The organism is Pseudoalteromonas sp. 20-92 (assembly GCF_030847595.1).
In the GTDB taxonomy this organism is placed as follows: domain Bacteria; phylum Pseudomonadota; class Gammaproteobacteria; order Enterobacterales; family Alteromonadaceae; genus Pseudoalteromonas; species Pseudoalteromonas fuliginea.
Map to the genome: position 1 here is coordinate 1 of NZ_JANJGQ010000007.1, position 20,142 is coordinate 20,142.

16 protein-coding genes, 3 tRNA genes and 1 rRNA gene are annotated in these 20,142 nt (G+C 39.5%); 13 read left to right on the forward strand and 7 right to left on the reverse strand.

Annotation, left to right across the window (positions count from 1 at the left end; genetic code table 11):
* The first annotated feature begins 195 nt into the window (after window positions 1-195).
* Window positions 196-310, forward strand: a 5S ribosomal RNA gene (rrf, locus tag NRL14_RS08720).
* 586 nt (window positions 311-896) lie between these two features.
* On the opposite strand, the gene NRL14_RS08725 is transcribed toward rrf, so the two are convergent.
* The 3 genes from NRL14_RS08725 to uvrD all read right to left on the reverse strand — a co-directional run bounded on the left by NRL14_RS08725 (window position 897) and on the right by uvrD (window position 6,061).
* Window positions 897-1,745, reverse strand: a complete 849-nt coding sequence (locus NRL14_RS08725) for a chemotaxis protein (protein WP_306724464.1) — start codon at window positions 1,743-1,745, stop codon at window positions 897-899.
* A gap of 103 nt (window positions 1,746-1,848) precedes the next feature.
* On the reverse strand, window positions 1,849-3,918 hold the full coding sequence (locus NRL14_RS08730) for a GNAT family N-acetyltransferase (RefSeq protein ID WP_306724465.1): 2,070 nt from the start codon (window positions 3,916-3,918) through the stop codon (window positions 1,849-1,851).
* Entirely contained in the window at window positions 3,896-6,061 is a 2,166-nt protein-coding gene (uvrD, locus tag NRL14_RS08735) for a DNA helicase II (protein ID WP_306724466.1), read from the reverse strand. Before uvrD ends, NRL14_RS08730 begins: the two co-directional genes overlap by 23 nt.
* Before the next feature lie 303 nt (window positions 6,062-6,364).
* Between uvrD and NRL14_RS08740 the strand changes: the two genes are divergently transcribed.
* From NRL14_RS08740 to NRL14_RS08750, 3 genes are all read left to right on the forward strand, one after another.
* Window positions 6,365-6,589, forward strand: a complete 225-nt coding sequence (locus NRL14_RS08740; RefSeq protein ID WP_002963009.1) for a hypothetical protein — start codon at window positions 6,365-6,367, stop codon at window positions 6,587-6,589.
* Window positions 6,590-6,705: 116 nt separating this feature from the next.
* Window positions 6,706-7,074, forward strand: a complete 369-nt coding sequence (locus tag NRL14_RS08745) for a YacL family protein (protein ID WP_024592461.1) — start codon at window positions 6,706-6,708, stop codon at window positions 7,072-7,074.
* A 105-nt stretch (window positions 7,075-7,179) separates the two neighbouring features.
* The gene (locus tag NRL14_RS08750; protein WP_007586550.1) at window positions 7,180-7,803 is read left to right on the forward strand and encodes a dUTP diphosphatase; all 624 of its coding nucleotides are present in this window, start codon (window positions 7,180-7,182) and stop codon (window positions 7,801-7,803) included.
* 15 nt (window positions 7,804-7,818) lie between these two features.
* Here NRL14_RS08750 and yrfG read toward each other — a convergent pair whose 3' ends face one another.
* Window positions 7,819-8,466, reverse strand: coding sequence for a GMP/IMP nucleotidase (gene yrfG, locus NRL14_RS08755; protein ID WP_007378908.1), 648 nt, complete (start codon window positions 8,464-8,466; stop codon window positions 7,819-7,821).
* 61 nt (window positions 8,467-8,527) lie between these two features.
* Between yrfG and nudE the strand changes: the two genes are divergently transcribed.
* From nudE to NRL14_RS08790, 7 genes are all read left to right on the forward strand, one after another.
* On the forward strand, window positions 8,528-9,100 hold the full coding sequence (gene nudE, locus NRL14_RS08760) for an ADP compounds hydrolase NudE (protein ID WP_007378907.1): 573 nt from the start codon (window positions 8,528-8,530) through the stop codon (window positions 9,098-9,100).
* Entirely contained in the window at window positions 9,093-9,896 is an 804-nt protein-coding gene (cysQ, locus tag NRL14_RS08765; protein ID WP_007378906.1) for a 3'(2'),5'-bisphosphate nucleotidase CysQ, read from the forward strand. The genes nudE and cysQ overlap by 8 nt, the downstream gene beginning before the upstream one ends.
* 136 nt (window positions 9,897-10,032) lie before the next feature.
* Window positions 10,033-10,109 (forward strand) — tRNA-Met (locus NRL14_RS08770).
* A gap of 161 nt (window positions 10,110-10,270) precedes the next feature.
* Window positions 10,271-10,347: transfer RNA gene (locus NRL14_RS08775), tRNA-Met, on the forward strand.
* Between the two features lie 141 nt (window positions 10,348-10,488).
* Window positions 10,489-10,565: transfer RNA gene (locus NRL14_RS08780), tRNA-Met, on the forward strand.
* Window positions 10,566-10,939: 374 nt separating this feature from the next.
* The gene (locus tag NRL14_RS08785) at window positions 10,940-11,554 is read left to right on the forward strand and encodes a trimeric intracellular cation channel family protein (RefSeq protein ID WP_007376180.1); all 615 of its coding nucleotides are present in this window, start codon (window positions 10,940-10,942) and stop codon (window positions 11,552-11,554) included.
* A gap of 34 nt (window positions 11,555-11,588) precedes the next feature.
* A complete protein-coding gene (locus tag NRL14_RS08790; RefSeq protein ID WP_306724467.1) occupies window positions 11,589-13,100 on the forward strand; it encodes a YifB family Mg chelatase-like AAA ATPase in 1,512 nt (503 codons plus the stop codon).
* Here NRL14_RS08790 and NRL14_RS08795 read toward each other — a convergent pair.
* Window positions 13,097-13,801 carry a response regulator transcription factor gene (locus NRL14_RS08795; RefSeq protein WP_096793944.1) on the reverse strand — a complete coding sequence of 235 codons (705 nt, stop codon included), beginning with the start codon at window positions 13,799-13,801 and terminating at the stop codon, window positions 13,097-13,099. The two genes, NRL14_RS08790 and NRL14_RS08795, sit on opposite strands and share 4 nt — an antisense overlap.
* 216 nt (window positions 13,802-14,017) lie before the next feature.
* Window positions 14,018-16,513 (reverse strand): S9 family peptidase, encoded by a 2,496-nt coding sequence (locus NRL14_RS08800; protein WP_306724468.1) that lies wholly within the window; start codon window positions 16,511-16,513, stop codon window positions 14,018-14,020.
* A gap of 84 nt (window positions 16,514-16,597) precedes the next feature.
* Between NRL14_RS08800 and NRL14_RS08805 the strand changes: the two genes are divergently transcribed.
* The gene (locus NRL14_RS08805; RefSeq protein ID WP_033029281.1) at window positions 16,598-17,674 is read left to right on the forward strand and encodes a hemolysin family protein; all 1,077 of its coding nucleotides are present in this window, start codon (window positions 16,598-16,600) and stop codon (window positions 17,672-17,674) included.
* A 32-nt stretch (window positions 17,675-17,706) separates the two neighbouring features.
* Here the strand turns inward: NRL14_RS08805 and NRL14_RS08810 are convergent, their stop codons facing one another.
* The gene (locus NRL14_RS08810) at window positions 17,707-18,918 is read right to left on the reverse strand and encodes an EAL domain-containing protein (RefSeq protein WP_096793942.1); all 1,212 of its coding nucleotides are present in this window, start codon (window positions 18,916-18,918) and stop codon (window positions 17,707-17,709) included.
* Window positions 18,919-19,081: 163 nt separating this feature from the next.
* Between NRL14_RS08810 and NRL14_RS08815 the strand changes: the two genes are divergently transcribed.
* Window positions 19,082-20,098: a metalloprotease gene (locus NRL14_RS08815; RefSeq protein WP_007376186.1), complete on the forward strand. Its 1,017-nt coding sequence runs from the start codon at window positions 19,082-19,084 to the stop codon at window positions 20,096-20,098.
* Window positions 20,099-20,142 lie beyond the last annotated feature (44 nt).

Below are 20,142 nucleotides of genomic sequence, written 5' to 3' on the forward strand. Positions count from 1 at the left end.
AGCCATTAAGCTAACTTGTACTAATTACCCGTGAGGCTTAACCATACAACGCCAAACGCGTTTTATGTGATAGTGAAGCAAGCGAAGAAGTTAATATGACTAAAGTAGATATTACTTAGAAAGACTTAAAAAATATTATCAGATATTTTCCAAATTCAGTTAATGCGCAGAAATACGTATTAACGCCCAAATTTGCTTGGTGACAATAGCGTTTTGGACCCACCTGACTCCATGTCGAACTCAGTAGTGAAACGAAACAGCGCCGATGATAGTGTAGCATTTGCTATGTGAAAGTAGGACATTACCAGGCTTCAAATTAAAGAAACCCGTTACAGCAATGTGACGGGTTTTTTGCTATCTGGGATTTAGTAAAGAGCCCATGCCGAACTCAGTAGTGAAGTCAAAGCTTCGACCGATGATAGTGTAGCATTTGTTATGTGACTTTCTACCGCTGTGGGCACTAAGAATTACCAGGCTTCAAATTGTAGAGAGCCCGACTAGAAATAGTCGGGCTTTTTTACGTCTGCAGAAAAGTGAAATGTGCGTAATTAACACACTCACATCAACACATGTCACGTAGGTCGGGCAAGCGCAGCGACTCCCGACGTTAAAATCACAACAAAAACCCTTAATACCCCATTCGGCCAATAAATTAGCATTTGCTACGTGACTTTCTACTGCTGTGGGCACTATGACATTCTACTGCGTAGCGCACCGACTTCACATTGTAGCGAGCCCGGATCTAACGATTCGGGCTTTTTTACGTTTGCAGAAAAGTGAAATATGAGTAACTAACATTACGCACTCGATTTCTCTCCAATTTATCTAAATGTACAAGTCGAGTAGAATAGCTCCTTACTTCAGTACTAAAGTTAATAACCAAATTTAAAGGTTATTTAAAATAGTCCGTAAGCTTGGGTTTCTTCACTTTCGGATTCTTCTATTTGGGTTGGTTTAAATATCACGCTTGGATCAATTAACACACTGTGCTTTTGTGAAAGCTTGATTAATCCTCGCATCATATTTTTAGTTTGTGGGTCTAGATCAAATCCAACCTCAGTGAGCTTATCCAGTGGCCTTATGTCTTCTTTTTTATAGTCGATATTGTCTTCGACTTTATCTACTAATAAACCAACATGTGGATTTAATCCGTCTTTGGTGGTGAAAACAATAATAGGTTTATAGTCTAAGGTTATTTGCTCTTTAGCTGATTCAAATAAACGCTCAAGCTGAATTAGACTATTACGCTTAATTTTGTCGAGCAGAGCTGATGTGTGTTTATGATCACTTTGATTATGGGCTGCTATGGCTGCCTTTGCTGTCTCTAGTAATGATTGGAAAGGCTCGTCAAGCCGAGAGATTGTTAATTTTAAATCTTCATTGTCGGTGTTGAATTCTTTATAAAACAAAACAAAATCTTGTAGTTCTGCGTCATTATTTGAAATAGAAGCCGAGCTATTTAATACGTTACTTTGAAGGGTATTAAACCAGTTTAATAGTTTGTCTTGCCATGTTCTTAGTTGCTTTAGTACATGCGTATTACTTTGTTCAGTTGAGATATTATTTAAAATAATACCTAAATCAAAAACAGGTGTTGGTATATCCATATAATCTTTAACACCAATAAAGCTTTTATTATTGTTTGGTAAAGTTGTTAGATTATTGTCAAAGCGCTCAGTTAATAAAATGTCGAGTATCTTTAGTGAAATTGTTTTGCAGCCCACTTTAAAGTTTATTAATTCCATGCCTTTATCTTAATTTACCTATTAATGCTTTAAGGATAGAACAAATTAAATAAATAGCTTAAAGATGGATAAAATTTAACAGAGATAGGGCAACTAAAGGTTATTAGATGGTACTAGTGAGGTTTTTTATGGCACGTTTAAATTGATTCTCAAGCTGTTTTTTTCCTAATAAACCTAAGTGTTTAATCATTTTTTCATTACTTTCATTTTGAAGCACTAACTTTATTAACAGTTTTTTATCAGACTCTGTTAATTGAGATATACAAGAAGGTGACTGGCTCAGTAACTGCCAAAGAGTCGCAGAGATACTAAATTGAGTGAAGTTACTTTTAGTGAGCAGCGCTAATCGCTCGTGAGTCTCTCGGCTTATTAACTCGTCGCTAAATCCTTCAATTAAAATACTTACGAGTTGCCAATCTAGTGTTTTAAAGTGTGTTAAAAGAGCATAAAAAAAATCGTTTTTAAACTGCTTTTTCAAAGGTTGAATAATTGTACTTTTGTCACTTAAGCATTTAACCACAAGCGCCGAATGTTCAGCGGTGCTTTTATCGCGTTGATATCCCAGTTTTACAGTATCAAACCCTCGGTTTTGCCAAAAATTAAGTAACTGCGCTGTTGCCCCAAAGCTTGCACCAAGCCAACTACATTGGCTTTTTACCTGCGACTCGCAATAACTAAGTAGCTTTTTACCAAGTCCTATATTGTGGGAACTCGGATCAATCGCTATTCGTACAACGCGAGCGCTCAGTTGTGTTAAACAGTCATTATTAAAGCTAAGTTGTGAGAGTGCTTGCGCCATTAAATGCCCCTGTGGGCGACGCTCTCCACTTATAACTTGTAGGGCAAGTTCTTCACTCAAACCACCTTCTATGGCGATTAAGCATACGCCAACTAATTGATTATTAATTTTGCTAATAAATAGCCGTTGCGATGGTGCGTCTAGTAGCTGGCGTAAGTCGTTGACACTACTTTGATAGTGAGCCAGTGCAAGTAGGGCAATAACTTGTTGCAGTAAAGACTCATTGTTACCAAGGGACTGCTGTGTTATTTCACTATGAACTGGCTGTTCTAATTGATTACTACTTAACTCTATATATTGTGCATCGAGTGCTAGTAGTGTGCGAATGTGTTGCTCAAGAGGATCGTGTTTAGCAAAGCGCAGTGGCTCATCAAGTGTTACAACTTTAGAGGCTTTATAGTGTGCTTTAATATAGTTACTAAAGCGAATGGTATAACCCCTACCATTGCCCTCATACCCAACCAGAGTGCTTGCAAATACTATACGAGGGTAATGAGCTAGCATTTGTAGTAATAACGGAACAGGGATTGCTGCAGCTTCATCAACGAGTAGTAAATCGCACTCAGGTAGTGTGTTTAATAACGCGTCAGGTGCAACGTAGTGCAAGTTGGCGAGCTGTTTATGTTCAGCGTTGTATTGAAGGCTTAACTCTTGGGCTAAATGTTTAAAGCTGCTATGGGTCGCTTTAAATTGAGTGCTGCTAATAATTACTTTTTTATCAGCTAATTTTGCGGCTGCTAAGCCAAGTGCTGCCGACTTACCTCTGCCTCTATCAGCATTAATGAGTAAAGGCCTATTGGCACGGCCATTAGCTACTTTTACTATTTGTTCAACGCAGTTTTGCTGTGGTAGATAATCAATTTTATTATCCGTAACAGAGCTGACGAGATTACTAATACAGCCATTTTGTTCACTAAAATGAAAAGCGGGTAATCGCTTAATAATAGTCGCGAAACGTTGATTAAATAAACTGTAGTCAATACTCTGACCGTGTGATTGCACTGTACTTAATGAGGGGTCTTGCCAAGAGGTTAAATCATTTAATTCGGGCAGTAATAAAAACAGCATACCGCCTGCTTTAACGGTGCCGGTAAGTGCTGCAAGTTTATCAGGGTGTAAACCACTAAAACCATCGTAAACAGCATGAGCAAATTCTTGCCCTAAAATTTGGTGAGTGCGAGTAGGCCAGTACGAATTTTTGATCGCGCACTGCTTTGATACAACAAGTGTATTGTTTTCATCTATTAATGAGTTAAGTAATTCATAACACCAAACTGAGCTGCCAGTAATTAATACTAGCTGGCGATGATACGCGCCAGCTAATTGTTGCTCTAACTCATTTAGGTGTGCTTTATACCGCTTGTAATCGTGCATAGGCTGTTACTAACCATTTACTACCAAGGTCGTCAAAGTTAACTTGTACGCGAGATTGTGCGCCACTGCCTTCGTAATTAAGTACGGTACCAATACCAAACTTAGCATGCAGTACGCGTTGTCCTAAGTTAAAGCCACTGTCTTCAAATGCGGCATGGCTAACTGATGCGCTAAAACGCCCAGCGGCAGGCGGGCGAGAAACCTGTGTTTTAATACGGATTTCTTCTACGCAGTCTTCAGGGATTTCGCGTAAAAAGCGAGATGGGCTATGGTATTTTTCTTGCCCGTATAAGCGGCGACTCTCAGCATGGCTAATGTATAACTTATCCATTGCTCGTGTCATGCCTACATAACAAAGGCGGCGCTCTTCTTCTAAGCGACCCGACTCTTCGTTGCTTTGCTGAGAAGGGAACATGCCTTCTTCTACGCCTACCATAAACACTAGCGGAAACTCTAAGCCTTTAGCTGAGTGAAGCGTCATCATTTGTACGGCGTCTTCGTGTTCTTCTGCTTGTCCTTCACCTGACTCAAGTGACGTATGGGCTAAAAAGCCTTGTAAAGGTGAGCTGTACTCTTCGTCTTCAGGCAGCTCATACTGATCACAAGCGCTAATTAGCTCTTCTAAGTTTTCTACGCGAGCACGGCCTTTTTCACCTTTTTCGGCTTGGTACATTGCCATCAAGCCTGAGGTTTGAATTGTGTACTTAGCTTGCTCATGCAAAGTTAAATCGCTAATTTTATCTTCTATTTGTTCAACGAGTTCTACAAACTTACTTACTGCACCAGAAGCACGACCAGATAAATGCTGTTGTTCTACAATTGCTTTTGCGGCATACCAAAGCGGTAACGATTCTGCTCGTGCACAATCGCGTATATGGCTCAATGTTTTATCGCCAATACCGCGTGCTGGCGTATTAATTACACGCTCAAACGCGGCATCGTCTTGACGATTACCTACTAGGCGTAAGTACGACAACGCATCTTTAATTTCTTGTCGTTCGAAGAATCGCATACCACCATAAATACGGTATTTTAAGCCTTCTTGTAGCATGGCTTCCTCGAGTACACGAGATTGCGCGTTACTACGGTATAAAATTGCGGCATCTTGTAGTGCATTACCTGCATTTAACCAGCTTCGTAGTTTGCTACTTACAAAGCGTGCTTCGTCTAACTCATTAAATGCCGCATAAATAGAAATTGGCTCGCCATCGTTACCGTCGGTCCATAAGCTTTTACCCATACGCTCTGAGTTATTTTGAATTAATGCATTAGACGCTTTCAAAATAGTTGCTGTTGAACGGTAGTTTTGTTCAAGACGAATGGTTTCTGCGCTAAAGTCAGTTAAAAATCGTTTAATATTTTCGATTTTAGCACCGCGCCAACCGTAAATACTTTGGTCATCATCGCCTACAATCATGATACTGCTTGTATCGCCTGCAAGTAACTTTAACCAAGCATATTGAATGGTATTTGTATCTTGGAACTCGTCTACGAGCATATGTGCAAAGCGTTGCTGGTAATGACGTAGTAACGTAGGGTTATTTTTTAACACTTCGTAGCTGCGTAGTAATATTTCGGCAAAATCAACTAAACCAGCTCTATCACAGGCTTCTTGATAGGCGGCGTAAACACGCAGCATCATTTGCTCGTTAATATCGTATGCTTGAATATCTTTAGGGCGAAGTGCTTCATCTTTTTTGGCGCTAATGTACCAGCCAAATTGTTTAGCAGGCCATTTTTTATCATCGATATTCATCGATTTTAATAAGCGCTTGATCATCCGAAGTTGATCGTCAGAGTCTAAAATTTGAAAGGCTTCAGGTAAGTTAGCTTCACGGTGATGAGCACGTAAAATACGATGCGATAAACCATGGAAAGTACCAATCCACATGCCACCTACAGGCGCTTTTAGTGTTTCTTCAACGCGGCCACGCATTTCTTTAGCGGCTTTATTAGTAAATGTAACTGCAAAAATACTGTAAGCGGAGGCTTGCTCAACTTGCATAAGCCACGCAATACGATGAACTAACACTCGTGTTTTACCAGACCCAGCACCTGCTAATACCAGCATGTTTTGTAGTGGGGCTGCAACGGCATCGCGTTGTTTGTCATTTAAGCCATCGAGTAATTGTGAAACGTCCATCGTTACGCCTTTTTAATCAATATTGTGGCCAGTATAACAGGTGTTTTTGTTAGGCTAAATAAAATACTGTTTTTATAAACAGCTATTTATAAAATAGTGTTCAAAACGAGTAACTTGCTAATTAATTGAGCGAATAGAAAAGTGCAAACACATAACAAAAATTGCTAATTTGACCTAAAGTTAGCAAAATTTACTAACTCTCTAAATCTAGACTAATTTAACTATTTGATTTGTAAGCTTTAATAAATTGGCATAGAGTGTGTAAGTAAATAATTATAAAATCAAATAAATACAGAGGTTAGTATGGCAGATCAAGGTTCTGGCGGTAACGTAATCGCAGCATTATGTAATATATTTTTTCCTGGTTTAGGGCAGTTAGTGCAAGGGCGTATTTTAGCGGCTATATTTTTTGCACTCGCTATTATAATAAGTTACGCACTAATTTATGTGCTTGTAGGCTTTGTACTTGTGCCTATTATTTACTTATGGTCGATTATTGACGCAGCGCGTTATAGATCGCGAAGTTAACGGTTTTCAAGTTGAGTAAAATAGCGCCCATGTGGCGCTATTTTACTTTATATGTCCTGTGGTTTACGGGCGTTTACGTATATAATTACGCAATTAAAGATTTACAGGCAAACCCTATGGAATATCAATTTATTCGCGACCCTATTAGTGGGCTACGTATTAAAATAAGCAGTGAACACGCTATTATTGGTCGCTGGCTAAACGAAGAAATAGGCAAAGACAAAGTAGCCATGGTGCAAGCGCTTATTGCATCGGTGAGTTCAAGCTATGAGCCGCTAACGCTAAAAGGCCAAGAAATAGATTTAATATTAACCAAAGACGAAGCATTATTTGAAGCCCATGCGCTTCATCAAGACAGCGAAGACCTAATAGCGTATCAAGATGACGATTTAGCGCTTGAAGAAAATGGCTTAAGTAGTGGTTGTGGCTTTGAAGATTTCATTGATTTAATTGATTCATGGCATGAGTTTACGACGTCACGATAAACATAACTAGCACACTAATAAAAATATACAGCAATGCACAATCAGCATTTTATCTGTATTATTACACCAACGAACATTACGCCAATCAAAACGACAGGAACTGATATGTCTGCCAATTTAAACAAGCTAGTAGTGATGCTAGAAATGCAAAACGCCATGAATACTAAAGTACATGAGCAATGGTTTACTCAAGGGTTTGAATGGTACCGCGCTATTTGGGTTGAGTGTGCTGAAATGTTGGATCATCATGGTTGGAAATGGTGGAAAAAACAAACACCAGATACTGAACAAGTTATTTTAGAGTTGGTTGATATTTTTCATTTTGGTCTATCGCTTAGAATTGACGGCGAAACTAGCTACGAAGACTTAGCAAAGCAACTTGAAACTGAGCTTAGTAATGCTCAACAAGCTGATGATTTTAAACAAACACTAGAGATATTGGCGGCGTCTGCTGTTGCAGATAAAACGTTTAATGCAGGTGCCTTTGCCGGCTGTATGGCGCAAATGGGTATGGATATTGATGATTTATATCGCGGCTACGTAGGTAAAAACACGTTAAACTTTTTCCGCCAAGATCACGGTTACAAAGATGGTAGCTATATTAAAGAATGGAATGGGCAAGAAGATAACGAGCATTTAGTTGAAGTAGTTAAAAGCCTTGATACAGAACATGCAGATTTTGCAAAGTTAGTATATCAAGGGCTAGAAGCGCGTTACCCAAAAATTTAAGTCACGTAAGTTGAGTTAGATAATCTTACGATAGTCGGTAACACTTAGGTAATCGGCTATTTCGTTATGTGGTTGTTGGCTATCTGGGTTAGCAACTGCAAGTAAGTGCTCAATGCCGTATTCTCGTGCGGCATTCAAAACCGGCACACTGTCATCTACAAACAAAGTGCGCTGCTTATTAAACCCTAAGTCTTTTTGTACTTGGTGCCACAAACTTTGTTGCTCTTTACTTACTCCATATTCATGAGTAGACACTACGCCATCTAGGTAGTTATCAATCGCTGTATGCTCAAATTTAAGCATGACACTCTCAGGGTGGGCGTTGGTAAGTAAAATTAACTCTTTGCCTGCTTTTTTAAGCTCAGTTAAAAAATGAGGTACGTCTTCGCGCATTTTAATTAAATGCTGAGACTCTCGTTTAAGCTCCATTATAGGCAAGCTTAATTGCTGCTCCCAATAATCTAAACAATACCACTGTATTTGACCGCTCACAGCTTGATAGCGTTTTAAAATATCTGCTTTAGCTGCATCTAGGCTAATGCCTCTCGCTAATGCGTGTTGCGCAGGGATAACGTTAAGCCAAAAATGACTGTCGTAATGTAAATCGAGTAATGTTCCATCCATGTCGAGCAAAACGGTATCGATTTTTGACCAATTTAACATAGGAATTTCAACTTATAAGGTTTATTATTGAACTAACTGCCATGATAGCAAATTAACGCCAATGACACAGAAAAAGCACCCAACACCACCACAAATCCTCAGTAACAATGTTGTCGCTAAAAGCCGCCTGTTTACTGTGGAGTCTTTAGAGCTAAAGTTTTCTAATAACGAAGAGCGCCAGTATGAGCGAATTCGCGGCGGTGGCCGGGGAGCAGTGATGATTGTTCCGTTAAGTGCAGATAATGAGTTACTACTTGTACGTGAATACTGTGCGGGCACAAACAATTACCAGTTAGGTTTTCCTAAAGGCTTAATTGATCCGGGCGAAACCCCAGAGCAAGCTGCTAACAGAGAGCTTAAAGAAGAAATTGGCTTTGGTGCTGAGTATTTTAAACCATTAAGAACAGTAACAATGGCGCCGAGTTACTTTAATGCCACAATGCATATTTTATTTGCTAAGCAATTATACCCTCAAACCCTTATTGGTGACGAACCTGAGCCGCTTGTTGTTGTTAAGTGGCCATTAACTCAGTGGCAGTCATTATTAGAGCAAGAAGATTTTACCGAAGCACGCAGTGTTGCAGCTTTGCTATTATTAGATAAGTATTTAGCGTCTGGAGCTGCCGATGAATAAATTAATCGAACCGTGCATTGAATTAGCTGAGCGTGCTGGCGATGCAATTATGGCTATTTATAAAAAAGGCGATATTGGCCAGCAAGAAAAATCAGATAACACGCCTGTTACCAAAGCTGATTTAGCAGCAAATGACGTACTGGTTGCTGGATTAAAAGTATTAGCGCCCGATATTCCAATTATGTCGGAAGAAACACCTATACCAGCACTCGCTGACAGACAAGACTGGCAGCGTTATTGGTTGCTCGATCCGATGGATGGTACAGGCGAATTTATTTTAGAAAGTGGCGATTTTGCAGTAAATATTGCATTGATTGAAAATAACCAGCCAGTGCTAGGGGTTATTCATTGGCCTGCCAAAAGTGTGACTTATTTTGCTACAGCTAAAAATGGTGCTTTTAAACGTGAAAACTCAATTGATAAGCAAATATCTGTAGCGCCACCAGAGAACTTAACGCTTGCAGTGAGCCGCCGCCAAAAAATAGAAGCGGTGAGCCAGTATTTAAATAGTCAGTTTACAACGATTGCTGTTGGCTCCTGTTCTTTAAAAGCTTGTATCGTTGCAGAAGGCAAAGCAGATTGCTTTTTAAGAATTGGCCCAACGGGTGAGTGGGATACAGGTGCTTCGCAAGTTATTATTGAGGAAGCCGGTGGCTGTATTACCGATGCAGAATTTAACCCGTTAACGTACAACCAGCGCGAGAGCACTGAAAACCCTGACTTTATAGTAATGGGACATCCTGATTGGGAATGGCAAAAAATGATAAATCCACACCAAAGATTGAGCGCAGAATAGCGCTTTGGTTGCTTTTTGTTCACTTGAACAACATTAAGTAGTTTAAGCCTTGCATTATATGTTTATTCCTATATAGTAGCGCTCTCTTCAAGGCAGGCTCGTAAATATTACGAAAATGTTTTAAAGAAATTACAGGCGCGGGATGGAGCAGTCTGGTAGCTCGTCGGGCTCATAACCCGAAGGTCGTCGGTTCAAATCCGGCTCCCGCAACCAATATTTTTATTGAAATTTGGTGCAATAGGTAGTTTTAAAAGGTCGTCGGTTCATTCTTCACCTTCACAACTCCCGCAACCAATTTCCTTAGGGATTGAGGTTACTGTAAACTCTAACTTAAGAGATAAAATAAAGTAGTCGATAGACTTAAAATATACAGGCGCGGGATGGAGCAGTCTGGTAGCTCGTCGGGCTCATAACCCGAAGGTCGTCGGTTCAAATCCGGCTCCCGCAACCAATTTTTTATAAAGATTTAGTGCAGTAGGTAGCTTAAAAAGGTCGTCGGTTCACTTTCCACCTTCCCAGCTCTCGCAATAAATTTTTAATTGGAAGCCAAGTTGTAATGTAAGCAACTTAAAACAAGTCTACAAATTTCAGGCGCGGGATGGAGCAGTCTGGTAGCTCGTCGGGCTCATAACCCGAAGGTCGTCGGTTCAAATCCGGCTCCCGCAACCACTGAAATTAAATATCTAAAAAATTAAAACAAAATCGCACTCTTTATTGAGTGATTTTTTGCGTTTGGAGTTTAATAAATTATTATAAATTTAAATCCACTGTTACTGCGTAAAACACTTTGCACAAGTAAGCGAAGGTCGTCGGTTCGCTTTTTACAAACTCAAGCTCCCGCAGCCACTGAAATTAAATATCTAAAAAGTTAAAAAAAATCGCACTCTTTATTGAGTGATTTTTTGCGTCTGAAGTTTGGTAAAATTCTTTATATTCTGCTTTATTTAATGACTTTCCTCTAATACCTGTAGCCTTTAACAAATAAATTTTTTAAAAGAGAATTTTATGTTAAAACGGTTAAAATATTTTAAGTAACAATACACATGACAGAACTTTATCACTGGTTTGATTTAATAGGCATTGCGGTGTTTGCTGTATCGGGCACTTTATTAGCGTACGAGAAAAAAATGGATGGCTTTGGAGTCGTAGTTTTAGCTACGGTAACCGCAATTGGTGGTGGTACAGTACGAGACCTAATTTTAGACGCTCCTGTGTTTTGGTTACACGATCAAAGTTACTTTTTAGCCATACTCGCTTCAGTATTTGTTACAACACGCCTTATAAATAAGCAAAAGCCGATACCTCATTATATTTTACAAACAGCGGATGCGTTTGGCTTAGCTTTTTTTGCCGTAATGGGGGCGCAAAAAGCGCAACTTGCTGGTATGCCTGATATGACAGCGGTAATAATGGGTGTAATTACAGGCTGCTTTGGTGGATTAATTCGAGATGTACTTGCCCGTGAAATCCCTATGTTATTAAAAGGTGAGCTTTACGCTATTACCTGCATAGCGGGAGGCACTGTTTATACACTTAGTATTGGTATTTCGTTAGCAACCGAGGTGGCAATGATATTAGGTATGTTAATGACCTTATTACTTCGTTTAGCTGCAATAAAGTGGCAAATCACATTACACGTTTTTAAATATCCTGACTAAACTGGTGTAATCACACCATTTACTAGGATAAGGAATGTCTTTAGCTCGTATATTTTCTCGTGCCCAAGTGGGTATAAGCGCCCCTGAAGTTATTGTAGAAGTTCACCTAGGAAATGGTTTACCCGCTTTTCATATTGTAGGCCTGCCCGAAGCGTCAGTTAAAGAGTCGAAAGATAGAGTGCGTAGTGCGCTCGAAAACTCTCAATTTGGCTTCCCCGATCAACGAATAACCGTAAATTTAGCCCCTGCTGATTTGCCAAAAGATGGCGGGCGGTTTGATCTTGCAATTGCTGTGGGTATTTTAGTCGCCTCTGGGCAAATAGTGTGTCCTGATATTCATAAGTACGAGTTTTATGGTGAGCTTGCTCTTAATGGCGAGATACGTGGTGTGAATGCTATTTTACCTTCGGTACTTGCTGCAAAAGAGCAAGATCGCTGCTGCTTTTTACCCTTTGCAAATGACAGTCTAGCAAGCCTAGTTAATGGCGTTAAACGCAAAGCCGTCAGTTCTATTCAAGAAGTGTGGGGGGACTTACTTAATCAACAACCTTTGCCATTGAATATAGAGTACCCCGACTGCACGCAAGCCCCTGACTTTTTGCTCGATTTAAGCGATGTGAAAGGTCAGCCTGGCGCAAAGCGAGTATTAGAAATCGCCGCAGCTGGCGGGCATAATTTACTTTTTTTAGGCCCCCCAGGCACTGGTAAATCAATGTTGGCCCAGCGAATGGCAACTATAATGCCTACTATGTCGGACGATGAAGCTATTTCGACTGCTGCGCTTTACTCTATTATTGGGCAATCTATAGATTTAACTAATTGGCGACAGCGGCCATTTCGTAACCCGCATCATACGTGCTCAGCGGTTGCTTTGGTTGGTGGCTCATCAAACCCTAAACCGGGTGAAATTTCATTGGCACATAATGGAGTGCTTTTCTTAGACGAATTACCAGAGTTTGAGCGTAAGGTGCTTGATTCACTGCGTGAGCCGATGGAGACTGGTACGGTTACTATTTCACGTGCAGCTAGGCAAATGGAGTTCCCAGCGCAGTTTCAGCTTATAACCGCATTAAACCCAAGTCCAACAGGGAGCCATACTGATAAGCGAGCAACTCCCGATCAAGTTATGCGTTATTTATCGCGCGTGTCGGGGCCTTTTATTGACCGTATTGATTTACAAATAGAGCTTCCTCGGTTAACGAGTGTTGAATTACAAAGCACTCAGCCGGAGGAAAGTAGCGCTGAGGTTAGAGTAAGAGTTGAAGCGGCTTATTACCTACAGTTAAAACGCCAAGGTAAGGTTAATGCGAGGCTTAATAATAAAGAAATGAGTGTGCACTGCGTATTAGCGCCTGCAGAGTTGCAGTTCTTAGCCAGAGCAAGCGAGAAGCTGTCTTTATCGCCACGCTCTTATCATCGAGTGATAAAAGTGGCGCGTACTATTAGTGATTTAAAAGGCGCTGAAAATATTACTTTAAATGAGCTTAAAGAGGCACTCAATTACCGTGCTTTTGAGCGCCTTATTGCGCAATTAACTAAGTATTAAATAGAAAGCATATAACCTTTACCGCGAACGGTAACAATGCGCTTCTGATCTTTTTCGTCATTTAACTTTTTACGTAAACGACCAATAAGTACATCAACAGTGCGATCATTTGGGCTCCAATCTGGCTGGCCTATTTCTTCTGATATTTTTTCGCGGGAAGTTGCTTTACCTGCATTACTAATTAAACAAATCAGCACTTTATGCTCGGCTTCAGTTAAGCGTGATTCAAGGCCCGCAGCAGTAATTAATGTGCGGTTATCGGGATGAAGCTTAAAGTCAGCATACTCTATAAACTCTTCGCTTTCGTCGTCTTCTAGGTTAACGGCAACACGCTTATAGAGCGCGCGCATGCGTAGCTCCAACTCAAGTAAATCGACGGGCTTACAAATATAGTCGTCAGCACCTTGAGCAAGACCAGCAATACGATCGGCTTGGGAGTCACGACTCGATAATACAATAACGCCAATATCGGTCAGTGTGTTTAATTCTTTTGCGAGCTGAAGACCATCGCGCTTAGGTAAAACAATGTCAATTATGGCTAATGATATAGCACCGCGCAGGTTTACTCGCTGCTTTACAATGCTAAGTGCATCAGCGCCAGTGGGGTCTACCTCTATTGTAAATTCGGTATCTGCAAAGTGATTTTGGATGCGTTTAACGAGTAGTTCATCGTCTTCAACCAATAAAACATTAATAGCCATAGTACTTTATTTTGAATGCTTATAGCCTTATATGGTAGCACCATTAGGTAAATGCTGAGAAGGGTGTTTAGTCGTTTTAGGTAACTTAATATTTCAAAAGAGAGAAAGGCGTTATGAGAGGATGAGATTAGCACCTTTAAACTAATTCAAAGGTGCTAAATAATTAATACTGCTATTAATAAATCTGTATTAAGTCGTTATTTTTAAGGTCCAGGCTCAGTCATTTTTATACATGGAGTCCCACCATTGAGGCTCGTCTTTTAGTTTTTTATCAAAATATGCGAGCATGGTGTTCCACCAATTAAATCGTTTATCGCGTGCAAAAATTTGGTGGTCGGCGCCTTTGTATTCTATTAACTCTACATCTTTATTAAGCAGTTTAAGCGCAGTGTACATTGTTAAGCTCTCGCCAACAGGTACATTGGTATCGCTATCACCATGAAGAAGTAGCATAGGTGTTGTTACTTTGTCGGCATGAAATACAGGACTATGTTGGCTGTACAGCTCAGAGTTATTCCACGGGAAGCTATTTTTTGATGCTTCGCCAGAATATAAGTAACCCCACCAACCTTCACCCCAATACGAGGTAATATTAGAAATACCCGCATGAGCTATTGAAGCACTAAATATATCGGTTTTAGTTGCTAATAACATGGTCATGAAGCCACCGTACGATGCCCCTAAGTTACCTACTTTTTTACTATCAACATAGTTGTATTTCTTTAAAAAGGCTTGCGTGCCTTCGATAATATCGTCTGCAGTGTAGTCGCCCCAGGCATTAACATGCTGCGCTGAAAACTTTTGTCCAAACCCTGTTGCGCCAGTAGGTTGCACAACATAAACAACGTAGCCATTTTCTGCCCATAAGTTAAACGGGTAACGACCTGTAAAACCACGCGTAACTGGTGAAGTACCGCCGTAATAATACACGAGCGCCGGGTGCTTTTTGGTTTTATCTAAATTGCTCGGAATGTAAACACGGCCAGTTATTTCAACACCATGTTTATTTTTAAAATTAAACTCTTCTAATGTAGGGAGTCGTGTATTTGCATAGCTACTTGGTTTTGAATCCCATATTAAATCTGTTTTATTTTTACTTACGTTCAGGCGCTTTAGTTGTTGTGGCGCTAAAGCGTTAGTGCCACTTAGTAAAATTTCGGTATTACGGTCGTGCGAGTAACTAAATTTTTCAACAATATCCAATCCCGTATTTAATTTTTTAAAGCGCTGTTTACTTAAATCAAATAGATAAAGTGGTTGAGTGTCTTGCTCTGTTACTTTAATAAGTGCGTCGCCATTTTCTAAAACGTGCAGTTGGCCAATCGCGGGGTCGAACTGTTTACTGAGTGCTTTTACGTTTTTACCGTCTTCAGTAAGTAGGTAAAGTTGCCCGTCGTAGTTATTAGCGAGCATAGCTTTTGGTAATGCTCTGCCTGCGCCATTTTTAAAGTCGGGGCCTGCAATTACATAAATATCTTTATTTGTGTATTTGGCTAAATTAAACGTTTTGAATTTACCAAGCGATGAAAGCTTGCTCGATTTTAAATCGAGTTCAACTAACTCTGTTTCTGGGTGGGTTGATGCCTGCATTGCCATTACTGGGCGGCTCATTAATATTTTGCCACGGTTACTATTTGAATCTTCAAGGCTGTAAGAAAGAGGACCTTGGCTAAGTGCTTTTGTTAAACCACTTTTAGTATCAAGCATATAAATTTGGCTGATGGAACGTGCATACGACCAGCGATCTTGCAGACCTTTATAATGCTTAGTTAAGCTATCAGTACTCTCAGGTGATTTAGACCAGCTAAATAAAAGGCTACTGTCGTTATAAAAGGTAAAGCCATTGGCTCCTTCTAAATCGTTTGCTAATATTTTTATTGATAAATTTTTACGATTTAGTTGTTTTAATTCACCGTTGAGCAAATACACCAAAAACTGATTATCAGGGCTCCAGATTATGTTACTTGGTTGACCTGCTTCAAATCGATATAGCGTGTGGTCGTCTGCATCTTTAAGTACAGTAACGGTATTTGCTTGGTTTTGTGTTTTATCGCTATAAGTGCGCGTGGTAGTAACGTACTGCTTGGCATTAGGTGCGAGTGATAATTGGCTAATTGTAGGGGCGTCAAACAGTTGTTTTGCAGATAAACGTTTTGTTTGTGAAGTGCTAAGCGTAATTTTATCAACCTCGCTTTTAGGTGCAAAATCAAGCGTTACGTCGCGCCAATTAGCTACTTGCTGAGCTACTATTAAAACAGTGTGAGTACTGTTATTCAAAGCTAGCTTATAGCTATTTTTATCGCCAGTTTGTAGTTCACCATTAATAAATAACTGACCTTGCTCGAGCCCTTTTAAGGTAAGCGTACCTTGTGTGAAGCGGGTTGTTTCAATATTAAATTTTAGTGCTTGTAACCCACCTAGAGTAAGTGCATTAATTTTATTAAATGGTTGCCAATTTTGTTTTTTCCCAAATACAGAAAAGCTCTCTGAGTCTGCTTGTAATTGCGGTAATAGGTTGTTAATAATGGTCTCACCGTGAGGTGTTTGAAAAGGCTTTAACTGCATGTCTTCGGCAAGTGGGCCGATAAATTGAATTTTTGATTTATCCAATGGTGCTGCTATTGCTGCAAAGCTTAAGCTACTAAGCGTTAAAAGAGTTGCTGCGCGTTTGACTAGCTTATTTTGATGACACCAAGGTGCGCTAAATTTCATTATTGTGCCTATTATTATTGGAAGTTTGGTCAAATATAGCATGTATTGTTACTATGCTTACATACCCAATATAGAGGAGAGAAAGTGACTTTACTGATAGTTTATATGGTAGTGGCGATTGTGATATCGTTTTTATGTTCTGTGATGGAGGCTGTGCTATTAAGTATTTCGCCCAGTTATGTTGCATCACTTAGAAAAGAGCATCCTGAGCTTGCTAAACGGCTCGAAAAGCTTAAAAACAATATAGATCAGCCTTTAGCTGCTATTTTAACTTTAAATACAGTTGCTCACACTGCCGGTGCTGCTGGAGTGGGGGCACAAGCTGCCGTCGTATTTTCCGACGCAGCTGTGGGTATTGCATCAGCTATTATGACGTTACTTGTATTAATTCTTTCTGAAATTATCCCTAAAACATTAGGTGCTAATTACTGGCGAGCTTTAACGCCAAGTGTGACCTATTCATTACGCTTTTTAGTTATATCCTTAAAGCCTTTTGTTTGGTTTGCACAAAAGCTCACTAACCTGATGAGGCCAGAGCACAACGAAGCGTATTACATCCGTCAAGAAATAGAGGCTATGGCTGATATAGGCACTGAATCAGGGGCGCTTCATCAAGATGAGTCTGAAATAATTCGTAACCTATTGCACTTTAGACATGCAAAGTTATGCGATTTAATGACACCTCGTACGGTCATTTTTAAAGTTCATAAAGATTTGACGGTTAATCAGTATTTAAACGATCACGGCTCGTCATCATTTTCTCGTATATTGGTATTTGATAAAGACAGCGACGATATTGTTGGGTTTGTGCATAAAAACGATATTATGCTGGCATTTCACCGTTTAGGTACTGATTACAAAATTAGCAAATTGATTAAGCCCATTTATACGGTGCCAACCTCTCAGAATGTATCGTCGTTACTGCAAACTCTTTTAACAAAGCGCACACATATATGCTTAGTTGTTGATGAGTACGGTGACGTACAAGGAATTGTAACGCTAGAGGATATGATTGAAGCTTTAATGGGATTAGAAATCGTAGATGAGCGTGACCAATCAACTAATATGCGAGCAGTAGCTAAGCAACGTTGGCACAAACGCTTAGCAAGTAGTGCGCATATAGTCAGTGAAGAAGATAAGCACACTCGGGGTGATAATTAGCTAACAGGCCCCGAGTAAATATTAGTACCGCTTTAAGCGGGGCTGCCATCAGTTCTTAGCCAATTTTTAGCCCAATCTATAAATTCATTTTTGGGTTTAGGAGAGCTATATAGAAAGCCTTGTATGGTTAAGTCTTTTTTATAGTGTTTTAGATAGGCAAGCTCTTCTGGTCGTTCAACACCCTCGGCTACTAAATCTAAATGCTCTTTGTTCGTGATATTAACCAATGAACTAACAATAACCTGAGAAAATAAGTCAGTTTCTATATTACTAATGAGGGAGCGATCTATTTTAATTTCAGTAAAGGGTAGGTTTCTGAGTTGGTTTATATTAGTAAAACCAACACCAAAGTCGTCAAGCGACACTCCAAAACCATGCATTCTTAATCTGTTTAATGTTTCAAGCTGTGCGAGGCTTGAGAGTGCATGCTGTTCTGTTATTTCAATAATAATGTTACTAGGAGTGAGTTGATTAAGCTCTAAAATTAGCAGTAATTTATTTGGACAATTTAGATCATCAAGTTGGATAGGTGATAAGTTAAATGCCATTTTAAAATCGTGACCGAGCTGTGCTTTTATATTTGAAAATTCGCTGGTGGCCTTTTCAAAAAGAGAGAATGTAATTTGATTAATTAAATTGTACTGCTCAGCAAGGCTAATAAAGCGATTTGGTAAAATAATGCTACCATCCTTACTTGATACAATCCGCGCCAGTATTTCAACACTCTCTATTTTATTATTAATCGCATTAACTTTAGGTTGATAAAAGGGTGTTACCTCATCATTTTTTAATGCCTTAATAAGTTCACTTTTTGAGATCAGGCTCTCTCTTAATAAAGTGTGGCTATTTAATTTTGCTACTTTGGTAAGTAATTTTCTCATTTGGGATAGTTGAACAGGTTTTGGTATATTACCAATCAGGTGTGCGTTGTGTTGTTTTGCCAGATCAGCTGCTAGGCTAATTACTTTATGGTCCATTTCAGACACAATAATAATTCCGCCTTGATAATTTAATGCTCCAAGATGTCGTATTAATTCCATTCCATCCATTTCAGGCATATTGAGATCGGTGAAAACAGCGTCAAAGCGGTTTATGTCATTGGCTACTTTTTCGAGTGCCTCGGCAGCACTTAAGCAGGTAACAACCTTTTCAGACATATCTAATTCACTGAGTATGGCTTCCATAATTATCAAAATTGCCTTTGAATCATCAACGACTAAAATATTTGGTACCATTTTTTTCATTGTTATCCCTTTCAAAATAAGGCGTATTATTACTATAAAAGTAGTAGTATTTTTTGCGTTTGTCAGTTTTAAATAATTTTATTTAAAAAGTTACTAACTACCGTTACTCGTGTTTTTTAGCCGATTCGGTATACTAACGCCATTGTTTTAAACGGTTTTAATTATGATAAGAATAGATCTTACTTTAGCTGAACAGCCTTTTTCATTTATGGTTTCAGGGCAAAAGATTGTACAAGTTTTTCATGCTCAACAAGCCATTACCTTTGATAATCCTCGTGAAAACTATTATCAATTTACTTACGACAACAAAGTAATAGGTATTGATACAGAGGCAGTGGAAGAGCAAAGCATTTCGCTATTTGTAGATGAGCAATTTGCAACACAACTTGCGTTACCTGCCCCGGTAAATGCAGCACCTAAAAAAGGCTTTTTAGGATTAGCAGCATTAGGTTTTAAGCTTTTTAAAAGTGCCAAGGTAATTAAAGTAGTGCTTGCAGGGGCTTCTGTTGCAGGCTATGCGTGGTTATTTAGTATCGAATTTGCACTAATGCTAATTGGTTGTTTGGTCGTACATGAGTACGGACATGTGCGCGCAATGAAATACTTTGGCATAAAAACCAAGGGCATTTACCTAATCCCATTTGTGGGTGGACTCGCTGTTAGTGACGATAAAATAACAACGCGTTGGCAAGATGTAGTTATATCACTAATGGGGCCTGCATTTGGTTTAATTACTTCTGTATTGGGCGTGGTTTTATATTATGCCACAGAGATGGAAATATTTGCCGGTGTGGCGGTGCTTAGTGCGTTATTAAATTTATTTAACTTGTTACCTATTTTACCGCTTGATGGTGGGCATGTATTAAAAAGTATCAGTTTTTCAATGCGTTCATGGATTGGTTTGAGCGTATGTTTACTCGGGGTACTATTTGGCTTATGGCTGAGTTACACATTTGGTTTGATGTTACTGGTATTCTTTTTGTTTGTCGGTGCGCTGGAGATTGTATTTGAATGGCGAGGCCGTCACTATTCACATTTGATGCCGCTAGATAAATATGGCCAAGGCTTTTCAGCTGTTATGTATGCAGTTGTAGTGGCTGGGCATGTAGCTGTAATGATGCATTTTGCCGACTCGGAGAATCCAATATTAAGCCTACCGATGACTATTTTATCGAGTTGATAATTTACGATTAAAGAAATATCTCAGTAAGCTGTATACGTAGG